23 protein-coding genes, 2 tRNA genes and 1 pseudogene are annotated in these 20,988 nt (G+C 58.3%); 13 read left to right on the top strand and 13 right to left on the bottom strand.

The window, feature by feature from the left end:
* The first annotated feature begins 17 nt into the window (after positions 1-17).
* A complete protein-coding gene (locus JHL21_RS17290) occupies positions 18-323 on the top strand; it encodes a hypothetical protein (protein ID WP_199532692.1) in 306 nt (101 codons plus the stop codon).
* Positions 324-374: 51 nt separating this feature from the next.
* Here JHL21_RS17290 and JHL21_RS17285 read toward each other — a convergent pair whose 3' ends face one another.
* Together JHL21_RS17285 and JHL21_RS17280 are read right to left on the bottom strand one after the other, a co-directional pair.
* Entirely contained in the window at positions 375-1,040 is a 666-nt protein-coding gene (locus tag JHL21_RS17285; RefSeq protein WP_200214907.1) for an OmpA family protein, read from the bottom strand.
* 108 nt (positions 1,041-1,148) lie between these two features.
* Positions 1,149-1,916 carry an SDR family NAD(P)-dependent oxidoreductase gene (locus JHL21_RS17280; protein ID WP_200214905.1) on the bottom strand — a complete coding sequence of 256 codons (768 nt, stop codon included), beginning with the start codon at positions 1,914-1,916 and terminating at the stop codon, positions 1,149-1,151.
* 353 nt (positions 1,917-2,269) lie between these two features.
* Here JHL21_RS17280 and hemA point away from each other — a divergent pair, with 353 nt between their 5' ends.
* Positions 2,270-3,550 (top strand): 5-aminolevulinate synthase, encoded by a 1,281-nt coding sequence (gene hemA / locus JHL21_RS17275; protein WP_169196633.1) that lies wholly within the window; start codon positions 2,270-2,272, stop codon positions 3,548-3,550.
* 297 nt (positions 3,551-3,847) lie between these two features.
* Here hemA and JHL21_RS17270 read toward each other — a convergent pair whose 3' ends face one another.
* Both JHL21_RS17270 and JHL21_RS17265 read right to left on the bottom strand, forming a co-directional pair.
* Positions 3,848-4,201: a VOC family protein gene (locus tag JHL21_RS17270; RefSeq protein ID WP_200214903.1), complete on the bottom strand. Its 354-nt coding sequence runs from the start codon at positions 4,199-4,201 to the stop codon at positions 3,848-3,850.
* A gap of 63 nt (positions 4,202-4,264) precedes the next feature.
* Positions 4,265-4,900: a response regulator transcription factor gene (locus JHL21_RS17265; RefSeq protein ID WP_169196635.1), complete on the bottom strand. Its 636-nt coding sequence runs from the start codon at positions 4,898-4,900 to the stop codon at positions 4,265-4,267.
* Between the two features lie 327 nt (positions 4,901-5,227).
* Here JHL21_RS17265 and JHL21_RS17260 point away from each other — a divergent pair, with 327 nt between their 5' ends.
* The gene (locus JHL21_RS17260; RefSeq protein ID WP_169196636.1) at positions 5,228-5,617 is read left to right on the top strand and encodes a PRC-barrel domain-containing protein; all 390 of its coding nucleotides are present in this window, start codon (positions 5,228-5,230) and stop codon (positions 5,615-5,617) included.
* A gap of 62 nt (positions 5,618-5,679) precedes the next feature.
* Here the strand turns inward: JHL21_RS17260 and JHL21_RS17255 are convergent, their stop codons facing one another.
* Genes JHL21_RS17255 through coxB form a run of 3 tightly spaced genes read right to left on the bottom strand, consistent with a single transcriptional unit; the run spans position 5,680 to position 9,118 of the window.
* Positions 5,680-5,991, bottom strand: a complete 312-nt coding sequence (locus JHL21_RS17255; protein ID WP_200214901.1) for a hypothetical protein — start codon at positions 5,989-5,991, stop codon at positions 5,680-5,682.
* A complete protein-coding gene (ctaD, locus tag JHL21_RS17250; RefSeq protein WP_200214899.1) occupies positions 5,991-8,492 on the bottom strand; it encodes a cytochrome c oxidase subunit I in 2,502 nt (833 codons plus the stop codon). The genes JHL21_RS17255 and ctaD overlap by 1 nt, the downstream gene beginning before the upstream one ends.
* The gene (gene coxB, locus JHL21_RS17245; protein WP_367948220.1) at positions 8,489-9,118 is read right to left on the bottom strand and encodes a cytochrome c oxidase subunit II; all 630 of its coding nucleotides are present in this window, start codon (positions 9,116-9,118) and stop codon (positions 8,489-8,491) included. The genes ctaD and coxB overlap by 4 nt, the downstream gene beginning before the upstream one ends.
* 42 nt (positions 9,119-9,160) lie before the next feature.
* On the opposite strand from coxB, the gene JHL21_RS17240 reads away from it, so the two are divergent.
* Positions 9,161-9,718: a DUF2231 domain-containing protein gene (locus JHL21_RS17240; protein ID WP_200214895.1), complete on the top strand. Its 558-nt coding sequence runs from the start codon at positions 9,161-9,163 to the stop codon at positions 9,716-9,718.
* Here JHL21_RS17240 and JHL21_RS17235 read toward each other — a convergent pair.
* The 3 genes from JHL21_RS17235 to JHL21_RS17225 all read right to left on the bottom strand — a co-directional run bounded on the left by JHL21_RS17235 (position 9,699) and on the right by JHL21_RS17225 (position 12,651).
* Entirely contained in the window at positions 9,699-10,211 is a 513-nt protein-coding gene (locus JHL21_RS17235; protein ID WP_200214893.1) for a CopD family protein, read from the bottom strand. The genes JHL21_RS17240 and JHL21_RS17235 overlap by 20 nt on opposite strands.
* Entirely contained in the window at positions 10,201-10,959 is a 759-nt protein-coding gene (locus tag JHL21_RS17230; RefSeq protein ID WP_200214892.1) for a cytochrome c oxidase assembly protein, read from the bottom strand. The genes JHL21_RS17235 and JHL21_RS17230 overlap by 11 nt, the downstream gene beginning before the upstream one ends.
* A gap of 123 nt (positions 10,960-11,082) precedes the next feature.
* Positions 11,083-12,651 (bottom strand): hypothetical protein, encoded by a 1,569-nt coding sequence (locus JHL21_RS17225; protein ID WP_200214890.1) that lies wholly within the window; start codon positions 12,649-12,651, stop codon positions 11,083-11,085.
* A 61-nt stretch (positions 12,652-12,712) separates the two neighbouring features.
* Between JHL21_RS17225 and JHL21_RS17220 the strand changes: the two genes are divergently transcribed.
* Positions 12,713-13,294 carry a response regulator transcription factor gene (locus tag JHL21_RS17220; protein WP_200214889.1) on the top strand — a complete coding sequence of 194 codons (582 nt, stop codon included), beginning with the start codon at positions 12,713-12,715 and terminating at the stop codon, positions 13,292-13,294.
* Between the two features lie 91 nt (positions 13,295-13,385).
* On the opposite strand, the gene JHL21_RS17215 is transcribed toward JHL21_RS17220, so the two are convergent.
* Positions 13,386-13,460, bottom strand: a tRNA-Thr gene (locus JHL21_RS17215).
* 48 nt (positions 13,461-13,508) lie between these two features.
* A tRNA-Thr gene (locus JHL21_RS17210) sits at positions 13,509-13,583 on the bottom strand.
* Between the two features lie 413 nt (positions 13,584-13,996).
* On the opposite strand from JHL21_RS17210, the gene murA reads away from it, so the two are divergent.
* Positions 13,997-15,289: a UDP-N-acetylglucosamine 1-carboxyvinyltransferase gene (gene murA, locus JHL21_RS17205; RefSeq protein ID WP_200214887.1), complete on the top strand. Its 1,293-nt coding sequence runs from the start codon at positions 13,997-13,999 to the stop codon at positions 15,287-15,289.
* A 135-nt stretch (positions 15,290-15,424) separates the two neighbouring features.
* Here murA and JHL21_RS17200 read toward each other — a convergent pair whose 3' ends face one another.
* Positions 15,425-16,906 carry an FAD-binding oxidoreductase gene (locus tag JHL21_RS17200; RefSeq protein WP_200214885.1) on the bottom strand — a complete coding sequence of 494 codons (1,482 nt, stop codon included), beginning with the start codon at positions 16,904-16,906 and terminating at the stop codon, positions 15,425-15,427.
* Between the two features lie 177 nt (positions 16,907-17,083).
* On the opposite strand from JHL21_RS17200, the gene JHL21_RS17195 reads away from it, so the two are divergent.
* The 7 genes and pseudogenes from JHL21_RS17195 (at position 17,084) to yacG (ending at position 20,909) form a co-directional block, all read left to right on the top strand.
* Positions 17,084-17,515: a DUF2948 family protein gene (locus JHL21_RS17195; protein ID WP_169196646.1), complete on the top strand. Its 432-nt coding sequence runs from the start codon at positions 17,084-17,086 to the stop codon at positions 17,513-17,515.
* 12 nt (positions 17,516-17,527) lie between these two features.
* Positions 17,528-18,820: a histidinol dehydrogenase gene (gene hisD / locus JHL21_RS17190; protein ID WP_199532705.1), complete on the top strand. Its 1,293-nt coding sequence runs from the start codon at positions 17,528-17,530 to the stop codon at positions 18,818-18,820.
* 8 nt (positions 18,821-18,828) lie between these two features.
* Positions 18,829-19,302, top strand: a pseudogene (locus JHL21_RS17850) (UPF0262 family protein); the annotation flags it as partial.
* Between the two features lie 6 nt (positions 19,303-19,308).
* Positions 19,309-19,788 (top strand): protein-tyrosine-phosphatase, encoded by a 480-nt coding sequence (locus JHL21_RS17845; protein WP_367948221.1) that lies wholly within the window; start codon positions 19,309-19,311, stop codon positions 19,786-19,788.
* Positions 19,789-19,864: 76 nt separating this feature from the next.
* The gene (infA, locus tag JHL21_RS17180; RefSeq protein ID WP_035082742.1) at positions 19,865-20,083 is read left to right on the top strand and encodes a translation initiation factor IF-1; all 219 of its coding nucleotides are present in this window, start codon (positions 19,865-19,867) and stop codon (positions 20,081-20,083) included.
* An 8-nt stretch (positions 20,084-20,091) separates the two neighbouring features.
* Positions 20,092-20,730, top strand: a complete 639-nt coding sequence (locus JHL21_RS17175) for a Maf-like protein (RefSeq protein ID WP_169196648.1) — start codon at positions 20,092-20,094, stop codon at positions 20,728-20,730.
* Positions 20,730-20,909, top strand: coding sequence for a DNA gyrase inhibitor YacG (gene yacG, locus JHL21_RS17170; RefSeq protein WP_169196649.1), 180 nt, complete (start codon positions 20,730-20,732; stop codon positions 20,907-20,909). The genes JHL21_RS17175 and yacG overlap by 1 nt, the downstream gene beginning before the upstream one ends.
* Positions 20,910-20,988 lie beyond the last annotated feature (79 nt).

Raw genomic sequence — 20,988 nt, 5'->3', positions numbered from 1 at the left:
CAACTGAGGAGACAATGATGGTCGACCCCCGCAAACCAGAACCAGCCGATGCTCGGGTGGACTATCTGCTCGACGAAAATGCCTCGCGGATCGAGTTGGAGCCAGCAACGCCGATCAAGGCGGCTGATGGTATCGAAGCGAGTGTCGGTGCGACCGGGCCAACAAACTGGGCCCTTTATGGCTTGATTGCTCTCGCGGTGATCATTGGCATTTTGGCCGTGTTGCAGGTTTTCTCAGGCGCGCCGGGCACGGATATGCAACCGGGCAGCCCCACATCGGCGCCTGTGGTTGAGACGCCCGCAACGGCACCGGCTGCGCAATAAAAAACGCGGCCCGAGAGCCGCGTTTTAAATCGTCTATCGCTAGAGCAGCTCTTAGCCGCGAATTGGCGAAAGCTGAATTTCGACGCGGCGGTTCTGTGCGCGACCGCTTTCGGTTGCGTTCGAAGCGATTGGCGATGCCGAACCCTTGCCCTCGATATAGAAGCGTCCCTGAGTGACGCCCTGGCTCGACAGGATGGTTGCGACGGAAACCGCGCGACGCTGGCTGAGCGAAAGGTTGTGCTCGTTCGAGCCGGTCGAGTCGGTGTGGCCGTACACGTCGACAATGGTCTTTTCGAACTTGCGCAGCACAAGACCAACCGAGACCAGCGTCTGGTTGAACTGCGGCTGAACCGTCGACTGATCGGTCGCAAACGTGATGTTGGCAGGCATGTTGAGGATGATCTGGTCGCCAACGCGGGTGACCGAAACGCCGGTGCCCTGCAGCTGCGCACGCAGTTCAGCTTCTTGCTGATCCATGTAATTGCCGATGGCTGCGCCGGTCAGGCCGCCGACGCCAGCACCGATCAACGCGCCAACGCGCGGATCGCCACCAACGGCAACGCCAACGAGCGCGCCAGCAATAGCACCGCCACCCGCGCCCAAAAGGCCGCCGCCAGCAGTGTTCGAAAGCTTACCCTGTCCGGTGAACGGATCAGTGGTCGTGCAGGCTGTCAGAGCAAGCGTTGCCGCGAGCACGACGAGGACCTTGGACTTCATGGTGATTCCCCCAAAAGGATTCCGGAGTGGACTTTTGTTCTGTGAATAAGGCAGGAGCGTGAAAGATGAGTGAAGGCGGCTGAACCCGTGATGAACGGGCTCTTGCGCCTAGGTATGGGCCCAACCGCCATCGACGAGAAACTGCTGGCCTGAGATCATGCGACTGTCTTCGGCGGCGAGGAATAGCGCCATGCGCGCGCAGTCGTCTGGCATGACCCGGCCATTGAGTGCTTGTTGAGCCTCTATGGACGCAAGATCCTCTGGCGTCAGCCAAAGTTCAAGCTGGCGTTGGGTGACGACAGCACCGGGAACCAGCGAATTAACGCGAATGGCATCGCACCCCAATTCGCGGGCCATGGCGCGTGTCATGCCATGAATGGCGGCCTTGGCGGTTTCATAGACAGGAATGCCGGGGGTCAGGATCATCCAACTGATCGAGCCGAAATTGATGATCGACCCGCCGCCCGCGCGCTTCATGCCGGGGGCGACGGCCTGAATGGCGAAGAAGAAATGCTTGAGGTTTACCGCCATGCGGTCGTCCCAATACTCCGGCGTCACTTCACGCCAGTCGTGGCGCTGATCGTGACCGGCATTGTTGACCAACACGCGCGCATCGCCATGAAGCTGGGCTAGATCGGCAATAGCGGCTTGGTAGGCGGCGGTGTTGGTGATGTCACACGCGATGAATTTAACCGTGTGACCTTCGGCGGTTAGCGCCGTCGCGAGCGCCTCTCCCTGCGCTTGGGCGATGTCGACAAACCCAACCTTTGCCCCTTGGCGTGCGAAATTGCGCACCAGCGCTTCGCCAATGCCAGACGCGCCTCCCGAAATAACAACAGCTTGGTCCCGTAAACTGGGATAATGCGCCTGCTCCATAAATGTCCTCCGCAGCGGCTGAGTGCTTTTCTCCTGCCTGAAAAGCTGAGAGCTCTTGTGACATTGTGCAGGCCAAGTCGGCAACTGTGATGGATTATAATGGAACCACGCAACGGCGGGCAGCGCCTGCGCGTTACACTATTTCCGGTTCACAGAAGCGCTATAGATGTTGATTTTGGAGCAGCCCACTTTAGAATGAGTATAGCTTTTATGGCGCGGTTGGTGTCAGGAGGGCCCACTGCGAGCGCGTCGAATTGACCCATATCAATGCGGCGGAGCGAAGAATAACTACATCTTACGGTGCCTGGCGAGGCGTTGCCCCGACCCAGCGCATGCGCAAAGGAACGGCCCCAATGGACTATCGCGGTATTTTTGAAGATGCAGTGGACACGCTGCGGGCAGAGAAACGCTATCGTGTGTTTGCTGACCTTGAGCGCATTGCTGGGCAATTCCCGCGCGCCATCTACCGTGACGACAGCGACAATGCCCGCGAAATCACCATCTGGTGCTCCAACGATTACCTCGGCATGGGTCAGCACGAAAAAGTCGTGACTGCGATGCAGGAAACTGCCGGCAAGATGGGCGTTGGTGCTGGTGGCACGCGCAATATTTCGGGCACCAATCGCCCGCTCGTTGAGCTTGAGCGTTCGCTCGCCGACCTGCACCGCAAGGAAAGCGCCCTCGTCTTCACTTCCGGCTTTGTCTCGAACGAAGCCTCGATCTCGACCATTGCGCGGCTTTTGCCCGATTGCGTGATCTTCTCCGATCAGCTCAACCACGCCTCGATGATCCAGGGCGTGCGTCAGTCGGGCATGGAAAAGAAGATTTTCCGCCACAATGACGTTGCGCATTTGCGCGAACTGCTCAGCCAGGTGGACCGCAAGCGTCCCAAGCTGATCGTGTTTGAATCTGTCTATTCGATGGATGGTGACATCGCCCCAATCGCCGAGATCTGCGATCTTGCGGATGAATTTGGCGCGCTGACCTATATCGACGAAGTCCACGCCGTTGGCATGTATGGCCCGCGCGGCGGTGGCATTGCCGACCGCGATAATCTGATGGAACGCATCGACGTTATCGAAGGCACGCTGGCCAAGGGTTATGGCGTGATGGGCGGCTATATCGCTGCCAATAAGGCGATCATCGACGCGGTTCGCTCCTATGCGGCTGAGTTCATTTTTACCACTTCGCTCCCACCAGCGCTGTGCGCTGCGGCGCGCGCCTCGATTGAGCATCTCAAGGGCAATGGTGAAGAGCGTGCAGCGCATCAGCGTCAGGCAGCCATGACCAAGCGCATTCTGGCGGAAGCCGGTCTGCCAGTCATGGAAACCCCGACCCATATCGTGCCGGTCATCGTCGGCGATGCGCGTGCTGTGAAGGCGGCAAGCGACATGATGCTGGAAAAGCACAACATCTATATTCAGCCGATCAACTACCCCACTGTTCCCAAGGGTACAGAGCGTCTGCGCATCACCCCAACGCCGCTGCACTCTGAGGAAATGATCCTCGAGCTGCGCGATGCATTGGTGTCGGTGTGGAAGGCGCTTGAGCTGCCACTGGGCAAGCCAGAGACGGCAATCACTGCCAATAAACTGACCTCGGGTGATCTGACGCTGCCTAACCTTGGCGGCTAAGGATTAGGTCCAGGAATGACGAAGGGGACGCAGCGATGCGTCCCTTTTTATTTGGGCCACGCGTCTTTACCGCAAGATCTGGTTTGCGTTGGGTTTTGTCTTGTTCGGTCCAATTGTAAGCAATTTTGGGCGATCAAACAGCGGTCATCGGCCTTGCCAAGCCGGGCAGACTGTCGTTTATGACGGCCACGGAATTCTTGTCCTCGGGCACAGAATTTCGCCGCAGGGGGCACCTGCTGGCACTTCGGTGCCGCTCTCAAAGCGCGTCGACTTCGGTCGCGCGCTTTTTGTTTGGCGCTAACGCAACTCAGGGATGGGTTCCCACAGCTCAATCGGATTACCTTCGGGGTCAGTAATGCGCGCGAAGCGACCCGTGTCCGGGCTGTCCCATTCTTCCCGTCGCTCGACCACAATATCATTGCTCTCAAGCGCGGCGATGACGCCATCAAGGTCGTCGACCCGGAAATTGAGCATGAAGGGTTTGCTCTGGTCGAAATAGGTGCTGGTCAGCTCGTAAGGCGCGAAGACAGTGGGGCCACCCTCTTGTTGCCAGAACTGGGAGATGCCCAGATTGGTTTCGTACCAGTCCGATAGGGCATCGGGATCTTTTGCGCGAAAAAAGACGCCGCCAATTCCTGTGACCCGAGCCATGAGCAGTCCTCCTGTGATGAGGCCATACGATCACGCAGTCTGGCTTCTGTCATCAGGCATTGTTTAGCTGGTTAATACGATGCGCATGAGATCGGCGGTGTTGCGCGCGCCGAGCTTCTCCATGACACGGGCGCGATGCACTTCAACCGTGCGTGGGGAAATGCCTAGCTCGCGCCCGGCTTCCTTGTTGGATTGACCATCGGTGATGAGCTGCAACACCTCACGCTCACGCGGGGTAAGCTGAGAGAACCCGCGCACCTCAACGCTGCGTCCGCCCGCCTGCATGGCCCCGACGTGAATGTCTTTGCGCAAGGCCTCGCGGACGACGGAGAGCAGGTGCTCGGTATCGATGGGCTTGGTGATGACGTCGGTCGCGCCCATTTTCATGGCCGTAACGGCGAGATCAACATGCGGTCGGTCGGCCAGCATGATGACGGTGGCACCCATGTGTTGCATCTTCACGCGGCGGAGGACGGAAAGACCATTGTCCGCGCCAAGCTCGAGATTAACGACCATGACGTCGACGCGTCGCCGTTCGAGCACCTGCTGGAAACTGCTTATGTCGAGCGAGAAGACGGTCTGGAAGCCCTCTAAGCGGAAGAGCACGCTCAGCGCTTCACAGGTGCCGGGATCGCTGTCCACGATATGCACGAGCCGGTCGCGGTTGAGATAGGCGTGGTAGTACGGTTGCGTCGTCATCCAAACCCTCATCATCTGAGTACGTCGTGGACATGACGAGGAAGATCGTGCGCTGCCCAGGGGTCTCTGGCCAACGTGCCTCATCACTCATCCGTGAACTGTAGTTTGCACTAAGCAGTCGCGCCGTCCGATAGGGGTAGTACTTAAGTGCGACTGCGATGATGCTATTTTTATTCTTTAGAATTTGCAAGTAAAAAGACATCATTCCTAGGAATGAACTCTTAAGTTCGTCTGTGTGCTGCGCGAGTAACAGCTCCGTTATCTGAGGAAACCCCTCGGGTGTTGAGCCGTTAGACCTTCATCGCAACACAAGAAGGAGCATCGAAAATGGCCTATGATGACGCCCGCGTCGCTACCGTCGACGTTAAGGAAACCCATGACCTCATCGCCTCCGACAAGGTTGAAGGCACCAAGGTTTACGACCTTGCTGGAGAACATATCGGCGCGGTCAACCGTCTCTTGATCGAAAAGCGCAGCGGTAAGGTTTCCTATGCCGTGCTGAGTTTCGGAGGCTTTTTGGGCCTCGGTGAGGACCACTACCCGCTGCCATGGGACAAGCTGAAATACGATGAAAGCCTTGGCGGCTATCGCGTTGATATCAGCAAGGACCAGCTGGAAGGCGCGCCGCGCTACAGCGACGATGAAGAAGCGTTCTGGCAGGAAAACAACGGTCGTCGCATCTACGACTACTATGGTGTGACCCCGTACTGGATCTAACCAGCCGCAGAAGTTTGTAAGGAAAGCCTCCTCGTCACTGAGGGGGCTTTCTCTTTGTGTAGCTACACACAAGTGCTGGCGAAGGTGACGGGCAAGAACACCAAGACGCCGGAGAACAGCGCTGCCCAATTCGCCCAAATGGCAGATTGGGACAGCGTTGGCATTGATGGGTCTGTGAGTTTGGGCGTGAGCAGAGCAATCGTCGCTAAGGCCAGAACAGAAATAGTGTAGGCGGCAATGAGCATGGCGCGGTGTGCGCCACCCCAATTGTACACGCAGCCCAACGCCTGAATGGCGTAAAGCGCGATGAAAGCCAGCGCCCAAACAGTGAAGCCTGCGATGAGCAGAAGTAGCGGCCTCTGGTTGCGGATCATCACAGCCCTCCAACGAGGGAGAGGCCATGGGTCATGGCGAGGGCGAGAATGAGCGCGCCGAACGCATAGGCAGTCCAAAGCCAGGTGAGCGTGACATCGGTGGCGCGAGCGGCGGAGACATAGCCTCGGGCGGCGCGCCAGAGCGCATGGCCCGTGATGAGGGCAGCGACGCCAGCGTGAATGGCCGCGTAGCCCAAAGTGACCAGCATTGTGGCGTTGCGCGCGTGCTCTGTTGGGTTCGGCACGGCAAACATTAGTGTCAGCAAGGCAATGATCGTGGTGAGTTGGAAGAACAGCGCGCCGATCAGGGGCATGGCTATGGAGGTGTTTTGTGCGTTCGAGCGGCGGCCCCAGAACACGCATAGTGTTGCAAGGCCAGAGGCGAGGGCCGCCGCGACAAGCCCGACAGAGGGCAGGGCGATAGGCGTCAACCGATCCCACGCGGGGGCGATGGTGAGAAGGAAAACCCCGCCGAACAGCAGCGAGGCATAGAGCGTGCTATCGACCGCGAGTGCTGTGCGGTTGGCGAGCACCGTGAGGTTCCAAGGGCTCTCGCCATCGCGGACAACAGAGACGCCGCGGCCGATATCGACGGGGCCGGTGTCGTGCTGTCGACCCAAACGATGGGGCCAGCAGAAGAAGAGGGCAATGGTGAGCAATGCGCCAAATGGGGCGAACCAATAGAGCCCAAAGAGGAAGGACACAAAAAACGTGCCGGTGGCGAGGGCTGTCCACAGGGGCAGGAAGGAATTTTGCGGCAGGATGACGAGATGCTCGACCGCGCCCGTCACAATGTCAACGGCGAGGGTCTCCTGCTCATTGTTGCGGGCAAAGCCGATATAGCCTTCCCCTGCGGCAAGGCGTGGCCCGATGAGCGCGGGTAGTACTTGGTCAGCGCGGCTCTCGATATGGGGGAGGGAGGCGAAATTATAGCTCGGTGGCGGGGTGGGGGTGGCCCATTCCAGCGTTGCCGCCTGCCACGGATCGCGGCCGAAGCGGCGGCCAAGTTTTATCTGCAAGATGAGATCGGCGAGGACGAGGGCAAAGCCCATGGTGAGAATGAAACCACCGACCGAACTCAAGAGATTGAGCCAGTCCCAGCCCCAGTTTGAGGGATAGGTGGAGATGCGACGCGGCATGCCCATGAGGCCGGTGAGGTGCATCAGAAAGAAGGTGAGGTTGAAGCCGATAAAGATCAGCCAGAAGGCCGGAATCGAGAGCTTATAAAGGCTCTGCCGACCGCTGAGGTGAGGAAGCCAATAGTAGAGCGCGGCGAGCATGGGGAAGACGAAGCCGCCCACCAGCACATAATGGAGATGGGCGACGACGAAATAGGTGTCATGCGCCTGCGTGTTGAAGGGAACCATGGCGAGCATGACCCCGGTGAGCCCACCACACACAAAGACGAAAAAGAAGCCGAAGATGTAAAGCATCGGCACGTCCCAGCGTGGCTTCCCTGATGCCAAGGTGCCGAGCCACGCAAAGATTTGCACGGCGGTGGGAATGGCGACGAGCGCGCTGGCTGCCGAGAAGAAGGCAAGGGCCAAATGCGGAATGCCCACGGTGAACATGTGGTGCACCCACAGGCCAAATGACAAAAACCCCATGGCGACAATCGCGGCGATAATGGCGCGATAGCCCAGGATTGGTTGCTGGGCAAAGACCGGGATCATGGTCGAGATGGCCCCGGCTGCGGGCAGGAAGATGATGTAAACCTCGGGGTGGCCGAAGAGCCAAAAGAGGTGTTGCCAGAGAAGCGGATCGCCGCCGCGTGTGGGGTCAAAGAAGGGCAGGCCGAACGCGCGTTCAAGCTCTAAAAGGATGGAGCCCAAGATCAACGGCGGAAAGCCGATGATCATCATGCCGGCCGTGACCAGCATATACCAAGCAAAGAGCGGCATGCGGGTGAGCGACATCCCCGGCGCGCGCATTTTGAGAATGGTGACGAAAATTTCGACTGCGGCGGTGACGGCGGAAATTTCGACAAAGGTGATGCCCAAGAGCCAGACATCGGCATTGATGCCGGGGGTAAAGGGCTTGGAGGACAGCGGGGTATACATGAACCAGCCGCTGTCAGGTGCCGCGCCGACCAAGAGCGCGATGATCAAAATGCTGCCGCCGAACAGATAGCACCAATAGCCATAGGCGGTCATGCGCGGGAAGGCGAGATCGCGCGCGCCCAACAGCTTGGGCAGCATATAGATGGCGAAGCCTTCAAACATGGGAATGGCGAAGAGGAACATCATCACCACGCCATGCATGGTGAAAATCTGATTGTAGATTTCGGGGCCGATGAAAGCGCTGTTGGGTGTCGCCAACTGCGCGCGAATGAGCATGGAGAGCAGGCCACCGATGGCGAAAAACACCAGCGCCAAAGCCATGAAGCGCTTGCCCAATATGGTGTGGTTGACGCTGGATAGGCGACCCCAGCCGGGTGGCGTGCGCCAGATGCGGTCAAGTGCTTTGTGTAGGGCAATGGGCGATAGGGGCTGATCGCTCATGGCGCAGTCTCCATCAGTTCGGCGAAGTCTTCGGGCGTGTGGGCCTCGACACGCATCTGCATGGTGTCATGGCCAATGCCGCAATATTCGGCGCAGGTGCCCCAATAGACGCCGGGCTTGCTGGCCTCGATGCGGAAGCGATTGGTCTTGCCGGGAATGGCGTCGATCTTGCCGCCGAGGCGGGGAATCCAGAAACTGTGGATCACGTCCCTTGAGGTGATCTCCAAATCAACGGGCACGCCGGAAGGAATGTGAAGGGTTGAGCCGGGGGCCATATTCGGGGCTGCTGGATAGGATATTGTCCAAGCCCATTGTTGCGCCTCGACACCAATGACGAGGGGTGCATCGCCTTTTGGCAGCAATTGCTCGCCCAAAAAAAATGCCGTGCCGGTGAGGACTGTCAGGACCGGAAAAGGCAGGATTAGCCCGCCGCCGATGATCCATTGGCGCGGGGTAATCTTTTGCGCCCAATGGGGACGCAGATAGACCAGCGCAAACAGCGCTAAGACCAGGCCGAAAAGAACTGCAGCGCCAAAGAACATCACCCACCACAGCGCTGCGAGATTTTCGGCCCGCGGACCTGCGGGGTCGAGGGTGGAGAGCTCGCCTGTGCAACCGGCCAGCACGAGCGACGTTGCTCCAAGAGCAACGAGTTTGGAGGGGACGTGATGGGTGAGAATACGCGGCAGGCGGAAGAGCGGGAAATCGAGCGGGAAGAAGCGCCCCCCGAGGCGCATTCGGATCATCCCAATCCGCAAATTCGCCAAGTGGCGGACAAGGACATTAGTTCGGCCATTGCGGTGGCGGGACACCCCATCCACGCCATGCTGGTGCATTTCCCTATCGCCTTCGTCATGGCAACGCTGGGCGTCGATATTTTCTACTGGTGGTCGGCCAATCCGTTTTGGCTGGAAGTTGGCATGTGGGCGGCGGGTGCGGCCTTTGTTTTCGGTGTGCTCGCGGCAATCGTTGGTACGCTCGAATTGCTGGCCGTGCCGGGTATCCGGGTGCGTGTTGCCAGCTGGAACCACGCCATCGCGGCGATGGTCATGCTGGCCATTGTTGCCGCCAATGCCGGGCTGCGCATTACCAACCCCGAGGCGGTTTTGCCCGGCGGGCTGATGTTGTCGTTGCTCAGCGCCATGGCTGCGGGTTTTGCCGGATGGCACGGGGGCAAACTGGTGTTTGATCATGGCATCGGCACCGTCATTTCCACCCGCCAGTGAGGTCTGAGGCGATTTCGCGAAGCTTGCCGGGGCTGAAGTGGGTGATGAAGAATTCGGGCCACTCAAGGCGCGGCTTGCCCAGAACAAGGGTGAGAATGGTGAGGATGACGATCACCGTCAGGGTGATGACCAAAACCATGCGCCAGAGTGGATAGGATTTATGCGGCTCGAAGAGCTTGAGAATGGTGAGACCGGTGAAAATGTGGATGCCGGTCATGATGGAAACGGCAAAAAGCTTGGCCGAGAACCAATTCTCATAGGTTCCTTGAAGGATGATCAGCGCCGTGCCCGAACCTATGGCGACAAAGGCCGCTGGCGAAACCAGCGCGATATAGAAAAGACGCGTGAAATTGTGGAGGCGGTGGAGCGGCTCGTCGACGAGGGCTTTGCGTTGGGCGTAGAGCACGGGCAGGCAGATGAGCCCGGCGGACCATAGGGCAATAGAGCCAACATGGGCGAACTTGAGCCAGATGAGCAGAAGATCACTGCCCATTGGTGCGCCCGTGCTGGGTGGCGGGGGCGAGGAGTGCCATGAGGCGCCAGACGGCAACGCCTAGGAGTGGTAGATTGGCTGGAACCCACATGATGAGACCCGCTAGTTGCTGATCCTCGAGCGGCGTTAAGCCGAAGGCAAAGCTCGTTGCCAAATGCGGTGCGTAGAGCGGGGTTGGCGCGAAGACCAAAAGAGCACCCAAAAACCCCATTTGAATGGCGGCAGCCAAGGCGGTGAGACCTGCGGTGAAAATGCTTGGGCTGCGTAAAAGCACGAGCCAGAGCGCAGTATAGCTGCCCAGAAAGGTCGCCTGCATGGCCCAATAGACCGCCGGGTGGGCGAAGGCCGCTGTGTAGAGATCAGGCCAATGCCAGAACCAAAGCGTGATGGTGGCGAGGATGAGTGTTGCGAGAGCTGGCATGGCCTGCCCCAGCCGTATTGGCAGAGCTAAGGCCAGCAGGGGCGCAACGAGCATGGTGAGGAGGATGTGGTGGCTAACACGGGCCGAGACGAGGGCTACGGTGAGCGCGCACAGTGGGGAGATAAAGAGCAGAGCCGCGAGCGACCACGCACCCCAGAAGGCCCTCATTTGCGCGCGCGGCTGGTGCTTAAGAAAATGCCAGCCACATAGGGCGACAAGGGCGAGTGCGGTGAGAAGAAACGGCTCAAAGTTCCAGCGGGTCGCCAGATCGGCGAGTGTGGGCGCGGGGCCGCAATAGGACAGGTCGTAGTCTGTCGGCTGGGGCATGGACCTCGGGGGAACAGAGCTGCGGTACCGATAGGCAAGCGCATGCCGGGTCGCCCCATGCTCAGCCCATCACGAAATCAACGCAACACTCCAAGGTCCGTTCCAGAAATCGCTGGAAACTCACTATGGGTTAACGGGTAGCAAGATCCCGCGGATGTTTTTCTCTTTAATCCGTGTCGCGTTGAGGACTTTGCATACCCGGGCGATGATGCCGTAGCCAAAGCCTGCGGTTCCGGGAGGATGGGCGTATTCGACAGCGATTTCATCGGCGACGATGAAGGCATGCTTTCCGTCGCGCATCTCGTGTCGCAGCGAGACCGTGCTGTTCGGCGCGCTGAGGCGAATGGCATTATCGAGATCGTTCGAGAGGGCCTGGCGCAGAAGCACCTCATCGCTTTGAAACTCAGCATCGGCGCGTTGCACATGCAGCCTCACCCCGCGCTTTTCGGCAATGGGGAGATAGATGGTTTCGAGCGCAGCAAAGACTGCGCAGGCGCGGAGAGGCGTGTTGCGGGGCTTTACTGTGCCCGGGTCGGTGAGGGCGTAGTTGAGGACGCCATCGAGAAAATTGCTCATGGTTGCGCTGATTTGACGAAGCGCATTGAGGACAGGTTCGTCTTCAGATTTGCGCATCGCCAGGCCTTCGACCAGCATGGTTATGGTCTGCAGCGGTTGGCGCAAATCGTGCCCGAGCGACCGGACCAAGTGGCGTTCAAACTCGTACGCCTCAGCGAGTTCAGAAGTGCGCGCGAGAACACTTTCCTCAAGCTTTTGGTTTTGCGCGTCCAATTGCTCGAGGGTTTGGCGCTGCATGGAGACAGCTGTCCCGACCAGTAATGAGGCCGTGGCCGTTATCGCCAGCAGCACGGAAAGCGCCAAAGGCTCGCTGCTGAAATAGGACAGCTTGGCAACGATCGGCGTAAACGAGGCGATGAGAAAGGCGCTGATCGCAGCTTGCATAATGCCCTTGCGCACACCGGCGAAAATCGGGGGCAGCAGGGTGATGTACCAAAGACTGCCCAGGGCGGGGTCAATCACCATAGCCCCAAACGCAACGCCCATCGCTAGGGCAATAATGCCGAGTTCCCTAAGCCAATCGGATAGTGAAGGCCAATGGGGTGGGAGCGGTTTGACGCCTAATACGGCGCTGAGAACTGGGACGAGCAGGGGCGGCAGCACAAGGGTCGCGACAGCATCACCAATGGCCCAGTGGGCAATGATGTCCAGTGCAATGTCCCATGAGATATTGTCCAAGAGGGCGTGCAGCGAAACGCCACTAAATGCCGAGAGCGCAGCGGCAATGGTGATCACCACAATATATGTGGTGGTGGCGCGCATATTCGGCACAGCCATATTGGGGCCGAGGAGCTTTTTGAGCACGACAGCGGCAGTAAAATAGATGCCGCAGTGACGTATGGCGTGCAGTATTTGGTCTCGAGCCGCATTGTCGCCGACGTTGAAAAAACTATCTAACCCTGGAACGGCGAGTGCAAGGTTGGCGACCAGTGGCGAAAGTTTGAGCCAGCCGGGCGCGGCCAAGAATATGGAAAGGCTGACGCCCGCAGGTAAAAACCACAAGCTGGAGAAGGGCTTAAAGACCTCGGCCATCGCGGCGAGCTTATAAGCGGCCAGCCACGCCACAACTAAAATGGCGAGTTGACCGATTTGCCCTACATATTTTTTAGCTATCATTCTGGTGCGGAACGTAAAAATTCATATATAGCTTTATAATTAGCATTGAGTGAACAAAATAATGCGCATTCTGATTGCAGACGACCACGCCATGTTTGGTTCAGCGCTTCATTATCTCTTGCAAGCAAGTGATCCTGATTGCGTGGTGAAGGCGGTGACCAGCGTCGCGCAGTTGCTCGGATTGCTCAAAACTGAAGCCCTGCCGGATCTGGTTCTGCTGGACTATTCCATGCCTGATACGGATGGGATTAGAGCCGTCGCGCAATTGCGCGAACTCTATCCAGATTTGCCCGTGGCGATTTTGTCGGGGCATACGGATAACGTTCTGGTCAAATCAGCGCTCGATAAGGGTGCGCGCGGCTGGATCCCGAAAAACCTGACGCCCAAAACACTGATTCATGCGCTGCGGCTGATTTTGGATGGCGAACGCTTTGTCCCACCAGAACTGTTGGTGGCGCCTGCCGAACGGGTTTTGTCTGAGCGGGAAGGGGAAGTGGCGCTGCTGCTGGCCGAAGGCAAGTCGGACAAGATTATTGCCGACCGTTTGGGCATCGAGCCCTCAACGGTAAAAGTGCACGTGCGCCGTATTCTGCAAAAATCTGGAGCGACCAATCGCGCGCATTTCGCGGCACTGAACCGCTAGCCGGGCGCGCCGCACCTTTTTCTTTAAGACTGTAAGTCGAGGTCAAACGACTGATCGCTTTAAAAAGATCGTGTCGTCTTGGGAGGAAAAATGGTGCTGCCGGCGAGGATTGAACTCGCGGCCTCTCCCTTACCAAGGGAGTGCTCTACCACTGAGCTACGGCAGCATGGTTTGCGCTCGCAAAGGAGGACTGTACAGAACCTCTTTCGGGAAATGGTGCTGCCGGACAGGATTGAACTGTCGGCCTCTCCCTTACCAAGGGAGTGCTCTACCACTGAGCTACGGCAGCATTTTCGCTAAGGCTTGGTGTTCCTTGCGGCGACGAGGGCTCATTTGCCATAGCGATTTGGTCGACGCAAGCGCAAAAAGCCTCTATTAACACCACCGTTGGAATCGAAGGCCTGAACTGTGGGAAAAACCGAGCAAGCACTGATGCGTGAGCAAAGATTAGCCGCAAAGCTGCGTGAGAATCTCAAGCGCCGCAAAGAGCAGGCTCGCGCTCGTGTCTCAGGACGCGAGGCGGGGCCAGAATTTGAGGTGTCGAAAACGGTGCCGGACAAGACTCCGTAAACCATTTTCGGGCGATTTTAACACGTCACCCTTTCCAGAGTGCGGCTGGTCTAGCCTACGCGGCAACGAAGACCTCGCCTACCTCCCTTTCAGGTAGCAGGCCCTTAAGGCCATTTCTGAGGACTTCTCTTTATGGATCGTATTCGTTTGGTCGGCGGCAATGAGCTTCGGGGCGAAATCCCGATCTCGGGCGCGAAGAACGCTGCACTGCCACTGATGATTGCGTCGTTGCTGAGCGATGAACCTTTGGTTCTCCACAACGTCCCGCGCCTTGCGGACGTTAAGCAGCTTGAACGCATCCTAGAAAATCACGGCGTTGATATCGCCGTTCACGGTCGTCGTCGCGGCGAAGAAGAAGGCGTGGGTCAGCGTATGACCTTCCACGCCGCTGATATCGTCGACACAACCGCCCCCTATGATCTTGTCTCCAAGATGCGCGCCAGCTTCTGGGTTATTGGCCCGCTGCTGGCCCGTTGCCACGAAGCGCGTGTGTCCCTGCCGGGCGGTTGCGCTATCGGTACCCGTCCGGTTGATCTGTTCCTGACAGGTCTGCGCGCACTGGGTGCCTCGATCGAGATTGATGAGGGTTATGTGGTTGCCCGCGCACCAGCCGGTGGTTTGGTGGGCGCAACTGTCAACTTCCCCAAGGTTTCGGTCGGTGCAACGCACACGATTCTGATGGCGGCGACCCTTGCAAAGGGCACGACCGTTATTGAGAATGCGGCGCAAGAACCTGAAATCACCAATGTCGCCGAATGCTTGGTTGCCATGGGCGCTAAGATTTCGGGCATTGGCACGCGCACGCTGACCATTGAAGGCGTTGAGCGTCTGCATGGTGCAACCGTGGAAGTGATTCCGGATCGCATCGAAACCGGCACTTTTGCCATGGCGGCCGCAATGACCGGTGGCGATGTGCTGCTGCGTGGCGCACGCGCTGATCACTTGCAGTCGGCTCTGACCATTCTGGGTCAGACCGGTGTTGAGCTGATTACTGAAAGCAATGGCATTCGTGTGCGCCGCAATGGCTCGCCGATTTTGCCAGTGCATGTCGAAACGGAGCCATTCCCCGGCTTCCCCACCGATTTGCAGGCGCAGTTCATGGCGCTCATGACCATGAGCAATGGCATCAGCGAAATCCGGGAAACCATTTTCGAGAACCGCTACATGCATGTGGCAGAACTCGTGCGCTTTGGCGCTGATATCTCGGTCAATGGTCAGGTCGCAACGATCACCGGTAAGTCCCAGCTTAAGGGCGCGCAGGTGATGGCAACTGATTTGCGCGCTTCGGTGTCGCTGGTCATCGCTGGTCTGGCGGCGAAGGGTGAAACGGTTGTGAACCGTATTTACCACCTCGACCGCGGGTTTGAGCGTCTCGAAGACAAGCTCAGCCGCTGCGGCGCCGAGATCGAGCGTCTGGCTGGCTAGTCGACGCGTTTCGTCAATCATTGAAAAGCCCCGGACCTCGGTTCGGGGCTTTTTGTTTGGGCCTATCGCCCGGTCACCTCGTCACCGGGCTTTTCCCGGTGATCGAGGAGGGGATGGGTATAGCGTTGTGCGCGACTACAGCGACTGCTCAAAGCGGAAGAGTTTTTCGGGATCAGTCGCGGTTTTGATGGCTTCAAGGCGTGGCAGGTTTTCGCCGTAATAGCGGGTCCGCCAATCGGATAGGCTTGGGTCCGGAAAATTCTGGAACGCGCCCTTGGTGTCAGCGCTTGTGACCACGCTATAGAGGTCGTCCTGCCAAGCGCAGGCGGCATCGACAATCGCAGGCTTTGTGGCGTCATCTTCCGACCAGCTCAGATTTGCTGTGCTGAGCCAGTGGCTGGTTCGATGAACAAAGGCCGTTGCGTCGCTGCGAACAGTGTTCACTTGGCCGCCCGTCTGGAAAAAGACCAGATTGCCCGAGGAACCGGTGCCGGGCCAGTTGGCCATTTTCTCAATGGCGCTTGCCAGAAACGCCCGGTTGGGTGAGCTCTGGTGGAAGGTCGAACGCTCGCGGTAGTAGGCGGGCTCGCCTTCTTCGGCGAGGAAATCCTGGGCCGCCCAATAGGTATTTTCCTCGATAGATTCGAAATCGGGTGTGCCGATTTCAAGCACAGGCTGCATCAGCTCCAGGAAGGCCTCCTTAGGGCCTGCAAACTGCCCAAGGAGCGTCAAAGGCACTTGTCGACCACGGTTGGCCATAGTTTGGTTCAACGCGCCCAGTGAGACGCGCGTGCCGATGGTGGTTGGGGCCGCATCTAGCGTCTCAAAGAGCTTGGTAGCGACGTCCAGAACATTGTCGCGCCAGACCATGCGGAAGACCGTCAAGCTTTCATCGGCGGGGTGGGTCTGTAGCTGCCACTTGGTCATCACGCCAAAATTGCCGCCTGCGCCGCCGCGCACAGCCCAGAACAAATCGGCGTTCTCAGTTTGAGAGAGTTGTAGAACTTTGCCGTCGGAGGTGACGATTTCAGCGCCCACAACATGATCACATCCCATGCCGAAGCGGCGCATGTTGAAGCCAATGCCGCCGCCGAGGAGGAAACCGGAAACACCGACAGTGGGACAGCGGCCGTGGGTGATGGTGCGCCCGGCTTCATCCAACGCAGCGTAAATGGCAGAATTGATCGCGCCCGCACCGATGGTGGCGACCCCGCTCGTTGGGTCCAAAGCAATATCGCCCATATCGGCCATGTCGATGATGAGACCGGCACTGGTGGAGTAGCCGGCGTAGGAATGGCCGCCCCCACGAATGGCGAAGGGCACTGCATTGTCGCGGCACCAAAGAACGACCTCCGCCACCATTTGAGCCGTTCGGCAATAGGCGATGGCCTGGGGCCTTACCGCTTCGAAACGAAGGTTATTGGGCAGGGCCGCATTGGCAAAGGCTGAGTCGCTTGGGGCAACCAGCTGATCGCCGAGAAGCTTTTTCAGTACCGCCCATTGATCTGCAGAAACCGCGCTGGGCTCGACGAAAAACAGTTCCGCTTTTGCGGGGAGTAGTCCGAGGGCGGTGAGCGACGCCAAGCTGGTGGTGAGAAAAAGACGACGGGTCAGCATGTTCGGTCCAAATCTTTCAAATCAAAAGCTTTGCGCTTTTTTGCTCCAAAAAAGCGCATTTGCACAGCGCCCATGCATTTCAACTGGCGTGCATGCGATTGCTCTTGGCCCGCCAACCTTGTAGATCGGTCCTGTCACGACCAAATGGGCTTTACCGACAAAGAACAAGGCCGCCCCATGACCGACCTCAAGCTGCTCGCGCTCGATAGCGAAGACCTCGAAGTTGTTTCCGCACATGTGCAGGACGCCGTTATTCGCGTTTCTGACATGGGCTATGCCAAGGGCGATAAGCGTTTCGCCCTGCTGATGAACCGTTTTGATTGGACCGCCGATCAACCGCGGAGCAAAGGCCTGCGCAAGCGCACGGGCATGCATTTCGAGCACGTGACCAACACTGCATTTGCTGGCTTTGACCCGGCCTCGCCTGAAGGCGTGGTGTCCTTGCTGGCCGTTACCTTTGAAGAGCAAAATGCGCCTGCGGGCATCGTTGAGCTGCGCTTTGCCGGTGGTGGCACTGTGCGCCTGACGGTCGATTGCCTTGAAGCGCGCTTGGCCGATCTTGGTGCCGCCTGGGCAGCGACTGCGCGCCCGGCCCACTCCCTAGACTAACGAAAGTTCACTATGCCCGTTCGCCTCGACAGCGCCGCGTCCGATTTTGAAGCCCAATTTGTGGCGCTCCTGTCGGGCAAGCGTGAAGCCAGCCAAGACGTCAACGATATCGTCGCCTCTATCATCGCTGATGTGCGCGACCGTGGTGACGCTGCGGTTGTTGAGCTGACCAATAAGTTTGACCGCGCCAATGTGACAGCGCAAACGCTGCGCTTCACCGCTGAGGAAATTGCTACCGCGTCAGCGCAAGTTCCGGAAAATGTGCGTGCGGCCCTGCAGACCGCGCATGACCGCATCAAGTCGCACCACGAAAAGCAAAAGCCGGTCGATCATCTCTATACTGATGATCTTGGGGTGACTTTGGGCAGCCGTTGGACTGCAGTGGACGCTGTTGGCATTTATGTGCCGGGTGGTTTGGCCTCTTATCCATCCTCGGTTTTGATGAATGCAGTTCCGGCCAAGGTTGCGGGCGTCGAGCGCATCGCCATGGTCGTGCCAACGCCAAACGGCGAAGTGAACCCAGCGGTGCTCTGTGCTGCGCAAATTGCGGGGGTCACAGAGATCTACCGCGTTGGCGGCGCGCAGGCTGTTGCAGCGCTCGCCTACGGCACCGACACCATCGCGCGTGTCGACAAGGTGGTCGGTCCGGGCAATGCCTTTGTGGCGGCAGCCAAACGCCAGGTTTTTGGCCAAGTCGGCATCGACATGATCGCCGGACCGTCCGAAGTGCTCGTCATCGCTGACAGTTCAGCGAACCCAGCTTGGGTTGCTGCAGACCTGATCGCGCAAGCTGAACATGGTGGCGGTGCACAGTCCATTCTGGTCACGACCGATGCGGCGCTGGCTGATGCGGTCGAAGCTGAAGTTTTGCGCCAGATCGCTATTCTGCCAAAGTCCGCGATTGCGGGCGAAGGCTGGGAAGAGTTTGGCGTGGTTATCACCGTGCCAAATCTAGACACTGCCATTGAGCTGGGCAATCGCATTGCCTCTGAACACGTGGAGCTGGCGGTCAATGAGCCTGAGGCGCTGGTGGCCAAGATTCGCCACGCCGGCGCGATCTTCATGGGCCATCACACGCCAGAGGCTATCGGTGACTATGTCGGTGGCTCGAATCACGTTTTGCCAACAGCTCGCACCGCACGCTTCGCCTCGGGGCTCGGTGTGCTGGACTTTGTGAAACGCACCTCGATTTTGGGCTGCACGCCCTCATCGCTGGCTGCATTGGCTGATGCTGCAGTGACCATTGCCGAGGTCGAAGGCCTCGCCGGGCATGGTCGCTCGATTTCCATACGGTTGAACCGTTGAGCATAAGCATGGGCACAGAGCCGGTGACCAAAGACACCAATCGTCTGGTCACCGTCACGCTCGACCCTAACACCATCACCTCGATCAATCCTGACGAGGTGCATGAGTGGCGCATTGCTATCTATGATCTGCTTGAGGACAACACCTTCCGCCCCGCACGCGTTGCGGCGGAAGGACCTTATGCGCTGCACGTCTCGATTATCGGCAATTCGATCGTTTTAGACGTCCGCGACCCAGAGAATTTTAAGCCCATTGCTGCCCATTATCTCTCGCTGACGCCGTTTCGCAGACTTATCCGCGACTATTTTCGCATCCGCGAAGCCTATTATGAGGCCATTCGTTCGGCGCAACCGTTCCAGATCGAGACCGTCGATATGGCGCGGCGCGGTCTGCACAATGAGGCCGCAGAGCTTTTAAGGACGCGGCTCGACAATAAGATCATCATCGATCTCAACACCGCGCGCCGCCTGTTTACGCTGATTTGCGCCGTGCAACCCTATGCCTCCCGCATTGACGAAGCGACCAGCGAACTGCCCACAGTGCTGTTTGTCTGCTCGATGAATTCAGTGCGCTCGCCGATCGCTGCGGCGCTTGCGCGCCAAGCCTTCCCAGGACGAATAATTGCCCGTTCTGTGGGGGTTAACGGCGGTAAGGCCGACCAATTCGTTCATGAGGTCATGGAGGAAGTTGGTATTGATATGAGCGTTCATACGCCCCATATTCTGGACGAACTGGTTGCCAACAAGTTCGACCTTGTTATCACACTGTCTGATGACGCCCCCGATGCTGTGGCCCGCAAGGGCCTTGAAGCAAAAGCGGTGGAGCACTGGCAGGTGGAAGACCCCTCCCTTGTAGAGGGAAGTCGCGTTCTCGTTTTGGATGCCTATCGAGGTTTGCGCGATCAATTGCGACGTCGTGTTCGCGAACGCTTGGAACCTTTGGTTTCCGGTGGTTCACAAAACAATTGAATTGAAGTAGGTTCCGCCCAAATTTGTGGCCCTGACGCGCCAATGTGTGGCAGCGGGGGCCTTCTCAGGAGAAAGTATGGCCAAGGAAGAAGTGCTCGAGTTTCCGGGCGTGGTCACCGAATTGCTACCCAACGCGACGTTCCGCGTGAAGCTAGAGAATGAGCATGAAATCATCGCTCATACTGCTGGCCGTATGCGTAAGAACCGTATTCGCGTTCTCGCAGGCGACAAGGTTCTTTGCGAAATGACGCCTTACGACCTGACCAAGGGTCGTATCACCTATCGCTTTAAGTAAGGCAAACCGTGGCCAGTCGTCCGGAACTCATTCTGGCGTCCGCATCGCCTCGTCGTTTGGCATTGCTCAACCAGGTCGGCATCGAGCCGGAACACCTGGTGCCAGCCCATGTCGATGAAACCCCTGAGAAGGGGGAGTTGCCGCGAAAGCTCGCACAACGTCTGGCAGACCTGAAAGCGATCACCGCACAGCACAAGGCTCGTATCGCCGGATATGGCGACACCGGCCTGGTGCTGGGCGCCGATACAGTGGTTGCTGTGGGGCGGCGCATTCTGCCCAAGGCAGAAACAATGGAAGAAGCTGCAGAATGCCTGCGGCTGCTTTCGGGTCGCGCCCACCGTGTTTACACCGGCATCACGCTGCTCACCCCATCCGGGGCGAAACGCCAGCGTCTGGTGGAGACACGTATTCGCTTCAAGCGTCTCTCGAATAAAGAGATGGAAGCCTATCTTGCTAGCGCCGAATGGCGGGGCAAGGCAGGGGGCTATGCTATTCAGGGCATTGCCGGGTCTTTCGTCGTCAAACTCGTCGGCTCCTACTCAGCCGTCGTGGGCCTGCCCTTGCACGAAACCACGCAGCTTCTGGCTGGCGATGGCTACCCCGTGCATTTTAACTGGCTCAACCAATCCAGCGTTTCTGGCGTCTAATGGCCGAGAAAGCTGAAGCTCTGTGCCCTATCTGCGGTCGGGCCCCGGCCGCAGAAAAATTTAAGCCCTTTTGCTCGCGTCGCTGTGCGGACGTAGATCTCAACCGCTGGCTTTCGGGCGCCTATGTCATCCCGGCAAAGGATGACGAACCTCTCCCCGATTTCGACGCCGAAACTTAAGGCCGGACACACAACGGACCCTAAGCTGCAGCCCTATTGTGCCTAGCTTAATAACGTGACATTCACTGTCATGTTATTT

Source organism: Devosia sp. WQ 349K1, assembly GCF_016595685.1.
GTDB lineage: Bacteria > Pseudomonadota > Alphaproteobacteria > Rhizobiales > Devosiaceae > Devosia.
Note: the sequence above shows the minus strand (reverse complement) of the source record. Positions and strands in the feature narration are given on the sequence as shown.